Source organism: Acinetobacter sp. ME22 (assembly GCF_022012315.1).
GTDB lineage: Bacteria > Pseudomonadota > Gammaproteobacteria > Pseudomonadales > Moraxellaceae > Acinetobacter > Acinetobacter brisouii_A.
Genome location: NZ_JAKLTL010000003.1, coordinates 159,778 through 171,835 on the forward strand (window position 1 = coordinate 159,778; position 12,058 = coordinate 171,835).

A 12,058-nucleotide genomic window follows, 5' to 3' on the forward strand; every position below is an offset into this window, starting at 1 on the left:
ATGGCGATAATTTTTTAAAAGAATTGGTATTTAGAAAATAAATAGTCTTTAAAAATAAACTTTACCAATTTGTCGTATTTAATCATTGTTTTTTCCCATGAGAGTGCCTAATTTCATCTAAATTGAGCTAAATATGTGATATAGCGCAAAGCTTCATGAATTCTGATTATGACTTTTTACCAATAAATGTTTTACTAAATATTTCGAGAGCAAATAACCGTGTTTCATAGGCTTTCATCATTCCAGTGCTTATTTTTTGTTCTTTTTTAAGCTTTTTTGCCTCTTTTTTCACATGATAGTTGCAATATGCACTGTATTTTTAAGCACTGCTTGCTGTACATTTATGTCGGGCAAAAAAACGTACCACCAATTCACCTAGATACAGCATGGATGCGATTAACATAGAGGTTAAAAGTTAATCCATAAGTATTATTGACAATTTTGTGGTAACGAATAATCTTTGTCCATGTTTATCCCCCTGATTGCGTTCATTAAAATACAATTAATACGTATCAGATCAACATTCACCAGGACAGGAGATCTATTGAATGTCTGAAGCAACTGGCAAGAAAGCCGTTTTAAAACTTGACGGAAAAGAAATTGAATTACCAATTTACAGTGGTACATTAGGTCCAGACGTTATTGACGTTAAGGATGTATTGGCTGCTGGGCACTTCACTTTTGACCCTGGTTTTATGGCTACCGCTTCTTGTGAATCTAAAATCACATTTATCGATGGTAACAAAGGGATTTTATTACACCGTGGTTATCCAATCGATCAATTAGCGACTAAAGCTGACTATTTAGAAACTTGCTACTTGCTTTTAAATGGTGAATTACCAACGCCAGAACAAAAAGCAGAATTTGATGCAAAAGTTCGTAACCACACTATGGTGCATGACCAAGTAAGCCGCTTCTATAACGGTTTCCGTCGTGATGCTCACCCTATGGCTATAATGGTTGGCGTTGTTGGTGCTTTATCTGCGTTCTATCACAACAACTTGAACATCGAAGATGTTAATCATCGTGAGATTACTGCAGTTCGCCTGATTGCAAAAATTCCTACACTTGCAGCGTGGAGCTACAAATACACTGTAGGTCAACCGTTCATTTACCCACGTAATGATTTAGGTTATGCAGAAAACTTCTTACACATGATGTTTGCTACACCTGCTGACCGTGATTACAAAGTCAACCCAATTCTTGCTAAAGCAATGGATCGTATCTTTACGCTTCATGCTGACCACGAACAAAATGCATCAACTTCAACTGTTCGTTTAGCTGGTTCTACTGGTGCTAACCCGTATGCATGTATTGCTGCTGGTATTTCTGCACTTTGGGGACCTGCGCACGGTGGTGCAAACGAAGCAGTTCTTAAAATGCTTGACGAAATTGGTAGCGTAGAACACGTTGCTGAATTCATGGAAAAAGTGAAACGCAAAGAAGTTAAATTAATGGGCTTCGGTCACCGCGTTTATAAAAACTTTGACCCTCGTGCTAAAGTAATGAAAGAAACTTGCGACGAAGTGCTTAGTGCGCTTGGTATCAATGATCCTCAACTTGAACTTGCGATGGAACTTGAACGTATTGCATTGTCAGATCAATACTTCATCGACCGTAACTTGTATCCAAACGTAGACTTCTACTCAGGTATCATCTTAAAAGCGATTGGTATCCCAACAGAAATGTTTACCGTAATCTTTGCGCTTGCACGTACTGTTGGTTGGATCAGCCACTGGTTAGAAATGCACAGCGCTGCTTACAAGATTGGTCGCCCTCGTCAGCTTTACACTGGCGAAACTCAACGCGACATCAATCGCTAATTCCTCGCAGGAAAGTAGCAAAACGACAAAAAAGACCGCATTTGCGGTCTTTTTTAATTATTGATCAATCAATATGTAAGATAGCGAACGACAAAGCGCGGATTTTGAATAAAAAGTTTCAATAAGGTCTGCGCTGCACTTGAAGGTTGACGTGTACCTCGCTCCCAACTTTCCAAAGTTCTTACCGAAATGCCCAATACCTGAGCCAGTTGCAATTGGGTAATTTGAACCTGCTTACGTGCTAGCACAATTTGCCGAGCCAGTTTCAAATCTTGTGTTTGATGAATGGATTGGTTTTGGATATACATTCTTTGCATCCCCACCTATTTTTATAATGTGATTAGAAATATCAATAACTATTCATTCTCAACATCACAGGGGGTGCTCGCCCTTGTGGCAATAAAAAGAGGCTATCCCAAAATATTTCAAAAAATCGCCTGACGTTGTTGACCAACATCAGGATTTTGATTTGAATTCCATCCACAACTGCCTGAACACCAAGTCCCAAAGCAATCGGTAGATGTCCATAAACAAAACAATATAAACAATTATGCTGTTTTGAGTTGTCGTGCACAGGTAAATGCTGCATATGAGAATGCTCTGCAACATTCATGACCATCACACATGCAGGTTCTATCTGGAACTTTTTAGGCAATAACGGCTGAGCAAACACTGCGATTTGACACAGAATTGCAAACAGCCCTAAATATGCAAAAGTGAAGCGAAACGTCCCCTTCTTATTGCTGTTTAACCGCGCTTGCTGGCGTATCATGATGCATGTTTGCCATATCTTGCTCACTCATTTTCGACATATCCATATCTTTCATATTGGACATATCATGCTGCATTGAAGATGATGATTCATCTCCCGTTGAGCGCCACTGCTGCGAATAGCGGTTAATATCGTTACTATCTGAGGCAACGCTGTAATACAGAAAGCCTAAAAAAGTAAGCCCCAAGACCACAGCAATAATCACACCACGCCATCCACCTGATGACTTCTTATTTTGCGAATTTTCCATAAAAAAAGACCTTAAATTAAGAGATTAAAAATCTGAGAGCAATTAAAATTTGAAGCTCATGCGTGCCCAATAGTTACGCCCAATACTATCAAATTGTGTATCTGCGGCATAACCAAAAACACTGGCTCCTGCTTTGTTCAGATGCTCGGCATAAGCTTTATTAAAGAGATTGTCTACACCCAAAGACAGATCGATTCCCGAACTCACATGGTAAGTCGCATTCAAGGCAACTGTGGTAAAGGCTTTACTTGGCCCCATGTCATAACCCACAACATTTCCCTCATATAAGCTATAGCGGTTCTGTTGGGCGACTGAACGGATTAACATTCCCAAGGTATAACGATCTTGGATATAACGCACATTCAAACGCGCTTCTAAAGGTGCAATTTGCGGTAATGGCGTATGATCCGTGGTGTTTTGACCCCATGCATACATCAGACTCAGATCAGTCTGAACGTGCGGCGTAAACTGATAACCTACACCTGCTTCAGCTCCTGCGATTGTTGCATCGACATTGCGAACCATTGGATAAGACTGTGAACTACTTGGATTGGCGTATTGCATTAAAATAAAATCTTTCACGACACCCGCATAAGCTGACACCCATGCATTCCACAGCCCCTGTTGCCACTGTGTCCCAAGGTCGAGTTGTAAGGTTTTCTCGGTTTTTACAGCATCCATGTTATTAATGGTATATGCACCCGAGGCTAACGATGTGCTATATAACTCCCAAAAATCTGGAACACGTTCAACATAGCCCAGACCTGCATAATTTTTTAAGCCATAACTCAGCAAATTATTTTCAATCCGAATAAATGCACTGGGTACGGTTTCAGTACGTTCACTTGGATTGGTAATCACATTGGTTTTTGATGTTGTCATCGCAACGTGATCAAAACGTGCGCCTGTCACCAATTGGTTATCTGCACTTAAATGATAAGTGAATTCACTAAAAGCCCCATAAGACTGATATTTCATATTGCGCATATAAGGCTTGTTCATGGTCATCATCGCACTTTGCATTTTCATATCACCGCCATGATTCCAGTGCTGCGAATCGACACCGCTGACAATGCTCCATTTTCCCCATTCAGTGGTGATTGCCAAACGTGAATTTAGCGTTTGACGAGCAAGCTCCATCGAACTTTTAGTCCCTGTATTCACACGGTAACTATAGTTATCCATGACATGATCGTTGTCGGTATAGTCAATTTGCGCTTCAATTTTCTTAATATGTTCAGTCAGGTTTTTCTTTTCAGCATGCAATCCCACGCTCTTACGCTTAAACTGCGCGCCATCCATAGAACGACCCGCATATTCAGAATAACCATCACCCGTGCCTGCATTCAACTCAAGCCATGTATCATCATCAGGTGTCCAACCCATCGCCACATCGGCAGTCCAGCGCTCCCAAGCCGATGGTACTTTGTTCCCATCACCATCTTTATAACTGTTAGATGTAGATCGACTGGTGGTCAGGCGTAAATATTTGGTTTCATCCCCCAAAGTCCCATCAAAGTTCTGATCTAAACGGCCATATGACCCCACCAAAACACTTGCTGTCCCTTGATATGGTTTTTCACTGCTCAATTTGGGTGGAGTACGTTCAAATGAAACTGTCGCTGCTGAACCTGTTGTCGGGTAAAGTACAGTTTCAGGCCCTTTAACAACGGTGATCTTGTCATACGTCTCTGGTGAAATATAAGAAGTTGGTGCATCCATTCGAGCAGGGCACGCACCTAACTTTTCGGTTCCATTGGTCAGCATTTTAATGCGGGAACCAAACATTCCCCGAAATGTAACGTCACCATTGGTTCCACCGCTACTCATCGCATTAAATCCCATAATACTTTTGAGATAATCTGCACCATCGGTTGCAGGCACAGGCTGGATCGGTTGTTTAGGGTCTGCAACAACAACTAAGCCATTCGCCTGATTGCCTTTTTCTGCGGTCACCACAATCGGCGCAAGCTGAATTTCATCGGTTGTTACTGATGATTGAATGGTAGTTTCTTCTGCATGTGTCAAATTTGAAGCAAGTGCAACTGCAACCGCGAGCGACTGTAAAATAAATTTCGGCTGTGACATGAATTTTCTCTTTTATGCCATAAACAAAATCCTTGAGGCTTTACTCAAGAATATAATCGTTGTATTTAAAATTTTGTTTAAGCAAACAGAGGGGGCGCTCGCCCTTGAGGTATGAGAAAAAGTCTTTGTAAAACAAAGTAAATATGTTTAAAGGCTTTTTGAAAAGCAATTAAACGAATCTGTAAGCGTTCAAAAACTTCTTTGATGTCGAGATCAAGAAACGCCACGACATGCCCATACACTTTACAATAAATACATTCATGACTTGGGTCATGTTGATGTTGCTGATCGTGGGACGTGGCATGTGACATGTACATACCCTGCATATGGGACATCTCTGGCATATCCGCCATCGACATATCCATTGGGGCAGTGTTGTTATGAGTGGTTAACGCTAAAGCATCAGAAATAGTGGCACACACCGGAGAAATCTGAAATTTCTCTGGCAGTAGCGCCTGTAAAAATACGGCGATTTGTAACAGCATTGCAGCAAGTGCAACTACAAATCCAGTTCTTTGCAATGAGAGTCTCTACAATCTAATTTAAAGATAGGGCACGTTAGCCTCGGGCAGTCTACTATATTTATTTTGTTTTGAGCCAAAAAATTCAACGTAGAAATTTTAAGCTCACATTTTTGAGGAAATTGAACAGGTTTTTTCAATTGTGTGATATTTTCATAAAAAACTGAGTAAAAATGTTGGTTTTTCTGTATTTCAGCTAGAATTTTTTCATATTTAAGATCAATCTAAGCTGTGTTTCGTATATAGTATGACTACCTAAACGCCACCGTATACCCCTGTTATACTTTGCATTAAGCTGAACAATTAAATTTATAAATCAGCCTGATGTAAGCCCTATAGGAATAGGATTTTATTTGAATGAAAAATTTTAAAATTGCCCTTGCTCAATTCTCTCCACATATTGGCAATATTGAAAACAACACCCAAAAGATGATCGAGCAGGTCAATCAAGCCAAAGAACAACATGCTGATATTATTTTATTTCCTGAGCTCAGCACGATTGGTTACCCTGCAGAAGATTTATTTTTACGCCCAAGCTTAAAAAAACGCACTGAAAATGCCTTAACTGCTCTCAGTGCAGTAAAAGACATTGTAATGGTCTTTGGCTTTGTTCATCATAGTGACGATGGTCAGCGTTTTAACTCAGCTGCTGTCATGAAAGATGGTGAAATTCTAGGAATTTACAACAAACAGAATTTACCCAACTATAGCGTTTTTGATGAAAAACGTTATTTCACCACTGGGCAACAACACCTGATTTTTGAATATCTAGAACATAAATTTGGTGTATTGATTTGTGAAGATATTTGGAGTCTGAACACAGTTCAGCAACTCAGCCAGCTCAATGTTGATACTGTCTTGGTTCTTAACTCATCGCCTTATGAAGTGGGCAAGCCTCAACACCGCTTGAACACCATGGCAAAACTGGCAAAAGAACTGAATCTAAACTTGGTCTACAACAACCAAGTGGGTGGTCAAGATGACCTAATTTTTGATGGCTCAAGCTTTGTAATTAATCGCAATGGTGATGTTGCTTTACGTACTGAAAGCTTTAAAGAAGAAATTTATTATACCGAATTTAATGCTGAAAACGCCGCTTATAAGCAGCAAGAAATTGCACCTGAACTTGATACGATGGCTGAAATCTATCAAGGTTTGGTCATGGGAACACGTGACTATGTTCAACGCTCAGGGTTCCCTGGTGTAATTTTAGGTTTATCAGGTGGGATTGATTCAGCTTTGACTTTAGCGATTGCGGTAGATGCTCTCGGTGCAGATAAAGTTCAAGCAGTGATGATGCCATATACCTATACATCACAAATCAGTGTGGAAGATGCCGCTGAACAAGCAAAACGCTTAGGAATTACCTTTGGTATTGCGGAAATTCACCCAATTGTGAATAGCTTCATGCAAACGCTCTATCCATTCTTTGGTGATCGCCCTGCCGATGCAACTGAAGAGAACCTTCAAGCGCGCGCGCGTGGTACTTTGCTGATGGGCTTGTCCAACAAATTTGGCAACCTTGTCCTTTCAACAGGCAATAAGTCTGAATTAGCTGTAGGTTACTGCACACTGTATGGTGATATGGTTGGTGGCTATGCGGTACTCAAAGATGTCTATAAAACCATTGTGTTTGAATTGGCAAAATATCGTAATAGTATCAGCGAAACTCCTGTGATTCCTGAGCGTGTAATCACACGTCCACCTTCAGCAGAACTTCGCCCAGACCAAAAAGACCAAGACTCTTTACCTGCGTACGAGATTCTTGATGCGATTCTTTATGCTTATATCGAAGAAGATTGTAGCGAAACCGATATTATTGCACGTGGTTTTGAGCAAGAAATTGTTCAAAAAGTCATTCGTTTGGTTGACCGTAATGAATATAAGCGCCGCCAAGGTGCGATTGGCCCACGTATCAGTTCACGCGCATTTAGCCGCGAACGCCGCTACCCAATCATGAATGGCTGGAAACCTGGCATCTAATCTTTAAAATGCTATAAAAGCCCAAACACACGTTTGGGTTTTTTATGATTTCAGTTTTTATTAGGCACAAAAAAAGAAACCATGCAAGGATGCATGGTTTATAAAAATGGTGGCTATGACGAGACTTGAACTTGTGACCCCCGCATTATGAGTGCGGTGCTCTAACCAACTGAGCTACATAGCCGTAAACTGTGGGTGCATTATCTACAGATCTATAATGCACGTCAACTATTTTCCAATCTATCTGATCACCAAATATGCAAAACCTTGTTTTTTGACTATAAATTAGCTTTTCTGCCACTAAATTTCGAATTTTTATCTCATTTAAAAGATGACCTTAAGCCAATATATGAAATTGCCAATTTGCGGATATATGGATATTTCAAAGTAGATGAGTCAAAAACATTTTGCCCAACACTAGGTTGGGCAAAATGATCAAAGAAAAAGTATGTTAAATCCTTATGTCACTGCTCGCTATTTTAAGCATCAGCACACTCAGGTTTTTTTTCACATTCCACTTTAATCAATAACTGCTGCAAATGCTCGACTTCACAGGGCAAACCAACATAATTCTCTGCTAATGTTGCCTGCCCTACCTCTGAACTCAAGACATAGTTCAATTCTGCCTGTTTAAGCTTTTTCTCAAATTCAGAATCCGTTTCAAAGTCATGCAATAGATTGGTCATCCACCAAGAGAAACGCTCCGCTTTCCATACCCGCTGTAGACATTTTTCCGAATACTGTTCAATACCTTGTACTGAACCTTGTCGATAATACTCAATTAAAGCACTTGCCAAATACGCAATATCGGAAGCAGCAAGATTCAAGCCCTTCGCTCCTGTAGGTGGCACGATATGGGCAGCATCTCCTGCCAAGAATAATTTACCAAAACGCATCGGCTCAGTCACAAAGCTACGCAACGGTGCAATACTTTTTTCCAGTGATACGCCTGTTACCAGTTTTTCACGACTTTCAGGATCTAAACGACGTTTCAACTCTTCCCAAAACTGCTCATCTGACCAGTTTTCAACTTTATCGGTCAAAGGCACTTGTAAGTAATAACGACTACGGGTATTTGAACGCATACTGCACAGTGCAAAACCACGTTCCGACTGAACATAAATCAGCTCATTCGCTACAGGTGGGACATCAGCCAACACACCTAACCAGCCAAAAGGATAAACTTTTTCAAAGGTTTGAATTCGATCTTCAGGAATGCTGGCACGTGATACGCCATGATAACCATCGCAACCCGCGATAAATTCACATTCGATTTGATACTGATCACCCTGATAGTCAAATGTGACTTTCGGAGCATTATCAAAGTCATGAATCTGAACATTTTGTGCTTCATAGAATGAGCTGAGCTGTGCCTGTTGGCGTGCCTGCATCAAATCTTTAGTCACTTCAGTTTGACCATAAACCGTGACTTGTTTGCCATGGGTCAGTCCAGACAAATCAATACGATGCTTTGTTCCATGGGTGAGGATTTCAATACCTGAATGCGGCAAGCCATCCCGATTGAGATGCTGATCTACACCCGAAATTTTGAGCAAATCAACAGAAACTTGCTCCAAAATACCTGCACGAATACGGGCTGCAACATAATCTGCGCTACGTTGTTCCAGCAAAATATGCTCGATACCTGCTTTATACAACAATTGTCCAAGTAATAGACCCGCAGGGCCTGAACCAATAATCACAACTTGTGTGCTCAGTTTTTTCATGATGACATCCCTATCAATTTCACATCCTGAGAATAAATTAAGCTGTTTTTTTCACTGGCTCTATGCCTAGAATAGGAAATTGACCGATATACAATCACTTTGTCCGAATATCGGACAAATTCACATTAGGATTAGTTTGCCATGGATCAACAGGCAATTCTCCAATTAGCACATGGAGAACAGATTTCACAAGAAGATTACATTGCAGGATTAGCAAAAGGATTATTGGTACTTGAAGCCTTTGGTGTCGAACGACAACGTCTGAATATCACCCAAATTGCACAACGTACAGGGATTAGCCGTACAGCAGCACGACGTTATGCCAAGACTTTAAAATTTTTAGGTTTTTTAGATACCGATCAACATTATTTCTGGTTAACACCGAGAGTATTACGTTTCTCAAGTGCTTATCTCAGTTCTGCACATTTACCTAAAGTCGCTCAACCGCTGCTGAATTTACTCAGTGTACAAACCAATCAGACCTTCTCTGTGGTGGTGCTCGATGAACAGGAAGTCGTGCCGATTGCGCGTGGTTTTTTACCGCAAGCGGACAGCTTACGGCTCAATCCGTATGGTATGCATTTGGGACATCGTTTGCCTGCACATGCAACATCAACAGGAAAATTACTCTTGGCGCATTTAAGTCCAGATAAGCGGCGTGCATGGGTAGAACGTTATGGCTTAAAACGTTTAACGCCATTTAGCATTACCGATGAAGCGACATTCTTGCAGGAACTCGAGCAGATTGCTCAGCAAGATTATTGTATTTCTCAAGAACAGCACGAGTTAGGCATCATTGCGATTGCTGTGCCGATTTTTGATGCTCAAGGTAAAGTGATTGCTGCACTGAATTGTATTGCACAACAACAGCGAGTCGATGAAGCCTATCTTTTAAAAAGTATTTTGCCATTACTCAGACACTGTGCCCAAGAAATTCGCAATATGATCTAAACAAAAAAAGCCAGTGATGACACTGGCTTTTTCGATGTGATCTTACCAAATATCGGTATCGATCTTTTTCTTGAATTCTGGATGGTTATCTAACTTAAATACAGGCTCTTTCACGCCACGATTGAGCTGTGAACGATAGTCTTTTAGCATCATGCGTAAGAATGGCATCAGCAAAAGAATCGCAATCAAGTTAATGGTTGCCATGATCCCCATCGACAAGTCAGCCATTGACCACACTAATGGAACGCTGGTAATCGCACCAAAGTACACCATAAACAACACCATCAAGCGGAAAATAAACATCACTACACGGCTGTTATTGATGAACTGGACGTTACTTTCTGCGTAAGCATAGTTCCCTAAAATCGCAGAGTAGCAGAACAAGAACAAAATGAATGCAAGGAAGTCACCGCCATAGTGTCCAATCTGGGTTTCTAGTGCATGCTGAGTCAACTCAACACCTTGCAAGCCAGAATTGGTATAAACACCTGAAATCAAGATGATGAGTGCCGTACTGGTACATACCACGAAAGTATCCACAAACACGCCCAGCATTTGAACCAAACCTTGGTTGACAGGATGGTGTACATCCGATGCTGCCGCAGCATTTGGCGCAGAACCCATCCCCGCTTCGTTTGAGAACAAGCCACGTTTAATGCCTTGCATCATCGCCATTGACACCATGCTACCGAAGAAACCACCTGCAGCCGCATCAAACTGGAATGCCTTGCTAAAGATCAGGTAGAAAATGTGAGGAATAATGTCGTAATTGCTGATACAGATATAAAACGCAATTGCTAGGTAAAGACCTGCTTTAAGCGGTACAAACATTTCAGCAAAATGTGCAATACGCTTGATCCCACCAAAAATGGCCATTGCCGTAATGGCAACCAAGGCTAAACCCACCCAAGAAATGGTCAGGTTCAAACCACCCAGTGGTAGCACGATATTGGCTTTGTCCCAGCCCCAAGCATGAGATGAAGCATCAATCATGGCATTGGCTTGTACCGAGTTAAATACAAAACCGTAAGCCAAAATCATTGCCAAGGCAAAAACAATCCCGAACGGCTTGCTCTTTAAACCTTTGGTGATGTAGTACGCAGGCCCACCACGGAACTGTGCGTTGTTTTCATCACGAATTTTAAACAACTGTGCCAAAGAGGACTCAACAAATGCTGAACTCATGCCTACAATTGCAGTGACCCACATCCAAAAAACCGCACCTGGCCCACCAATTGCGATTGCCATTGCAACCCCGCCGATGTTACCCACACCAACACGGCTCGCTAAACCTGTTACAAAAGCCTGAAATGGGGTAATCCCATGTTCATCTTCCCCAGGCTGGCGACTTTCTTTCATCACTCGAATGCTTTGTAAAAACATTCGAACTTGAACACCACCTGTCACAACGGTATAAATCAAGCCGACCGCAAGTAGTAAAATTACCAAGAAATTCCATAATGGGTCATTTAATCTTGAAACCCACTCCATGAGGAATGCATTTAATTCCGAATTCATTCAGACGTCCTTCTAGATTATACGGGATCACTCTTTTGGATAATTCAGCCCGCTTTCGATATGTGTTTGCATGGATTGCTTACAAACACATCTATTTTCCGTGAAAGATCGAACTCAATCTCCCCCACAAAACCTGAGTGATGGTCAACATGACAAGCTGTTTACTTGGCATGAAGCACCGCATCTATACTGTGCTGCACAATAAAATTGCTCAGCCCTCAGCAAAAAAATTTTGACTGGTACAAGTTAGAATCAACAAAAATCTTTAGAAAAGATTAATAATCAAACAGCATGAAGAAATCCCATTCTGCAAAATTGCACCAAAAAAATCTATTGCACTAAAAAAAGACGCAATTATACCCATCTCAACCTTAAATCCAACTTATTTTTTAATTTTTTGCACCATTTTAGTGATTAAATTTCAA

11 protein-coding genes and 1 tRNA gene are annotated in these 12,058 nt (G+C 41.0%); 4 read left to right on the top strand and 8 right to left on the bottom strand.

Features of this window, described 5'->3' with window-relative positions:
* The first annotated feature begins 548 nt into the window (after nt 1-548).
* Entirely contained in the window at nt 549-1,823 is a 1,275-nt protein-coding gene (gene gltA / locus LVY74_RS05740; RefSeq protein WP_111892993.1) for a citrate synthase, read from the top strand.
* A gap of 68 nt (nt 1,824-1,891) precedes the next feature.
* Here gltA and LVY74_RS05745 read toward each other — a convergent pair whose 3' ends face one another.
* From LVY74_RS05745 to LVY74_RS05765, 5 genes are all read right to left on the bottom strand, one after another.
* Nucleotides 1,892-2,131, bottom strand: a complete 240-nt coding sequence (locus LVY74_RS05745) for a helix-turn-helix domain-containing protein (RefSeq protein ID WP_151708722.1) — start codon at nt 2,129-2,131, stop codon at nt 1,892-1,894.
* 41 nt (nt 2,132-2,172) lie between these two features.
* Entirely contained in the window at nt 2,173-2,595 is a 423-nt protein-coding gene (locus LVY74_RS05750; protein ID WP_237814222.1) for a DUF2946 domain-containing protein, read from the bottom strand.
* The gene (locus LVY74_RS05755) at nt 2,561-2,845 is read right to left on the bottom strand and encodes a hypothetical protein (protein ID WP_151708720.1); all 285 of its coding nucleotides are present in this window, start codon (nt 2,843-2,845) and stop codon (nt 2,561-2,563) included. The genes LVY74_RS05750 and LVY74_RS05755 overlap by 35 nt, the downstream gene beginning before the upstream one ends.
* Nucleotides 2,846-2,887: 42 nt before the next feature.
* A complete protein-coding gene (locus tag LVY74_RS05760; RefSeq protein WP_237814223.1) occupies nt 2,888-4,933 on the bottom strand; it encodes a TonB-dependent copper receptor in 2,046 nt (681 codons plus the stop codon).
* Nucleotides 4,934-5,010: 77 nt separating this feature from the next.
* Nucleotides 5,011-5,418, bottom strand: coding sequence for a DUF2946 family protein (locus tag LVY74_RS05765; protein WP_237814481.1), 408 nt, complete (start codon nt 5,416-5,418; stop codon nt 5,011-5,013).
* 393 nt (nt 5,419-5,811) lie between these two features.
* Between LVY74_RS05765 and LVY74_RS05770 the strand changes: the two genes are divergently transcribed.
* Nucleotides 5,812-7,437 (top strand): NAD+ synthase, encoded by a 1,626-nt coding sequence (locus LVY74_RS05770; RefSeq protein WP_237814224.1) that lies wholly within the window; start codon nt 5,812-5,814, stop codon nt 7,435-7,437.
* Nucleotides 7,438-7,544: 107 nt separating this feature from the next.
* Here LVY74_RS05770 and LVY74_RS05775 read toward each other — a convergent pair.
* A tRNA-Met gene (locus LVY74_RS05775) sits at nt 7,545-7,621 on the bottom strand.
* 295 nt (nt 7,622-7,916) lie between these two features.
* A complete protein-coding gene (gene pobA, locus LVY74_RS05780) occupies nt 7,917-9,164 on the bottom strand; it encodes a 4-hydroxybenzoate 3-monooxygenase (protein ID WP_237814225.1) in 1,248 nt (415 codons plus the stop codon).
* A 141-nt stretch (nt 9,165-9,305) separates the two neighbouring features.
* On the opposite strand from pobA, the gene LVY74_RS05785 reads away from it, so the two are divergent.
* The gene (locus LVY74_RS05785) at nt 9,306-10,115 is read left to right on the top strand and encodes an IclR family transcriptional regulator domain-containing protein (RefSeq protein ID WP_237814226.1); all 810 of its coding nucleotides are present in this window, start codon (nt 9,306-9,308) and stop codon (nt 10,113-10,115) included.
* 42 nt (nt 10,116-10,157) lie between these two features.
* Here LVY74_RS05785 and LVY74_RS05790 read toward each other — a convergent pair whose 3' ends face one another.
* On the bottom strand, nt 10,158-11,633 hold the full coding sequence (locus LVY74_RS05790) for an alanine/glycine:cation symporter family protein (protein ID WP_237814227.1): 1,476 nt from the start codon (nt 11,631-11,633) through the stop codon (nt 10,158-10,160).
* A gap of 70 nt (nt 11,634-11,703) precedes the next feature.
* Here LVY74_RS05790 and LVY74_RS17755 point away from each other — a divergent pair, with 70 nt between their 5' ends.
* A complete protein-coding gene (locus LVY74_RS17755; protein WP_269090939.1) occupies nt 11,704-11,838 on the top strand; it encodes a hypothetical protein in 135 nt (44 codons plus the stop codon).
* Nucleotides 11,839-12,058 lie beyond the last annotated feature (220 nt).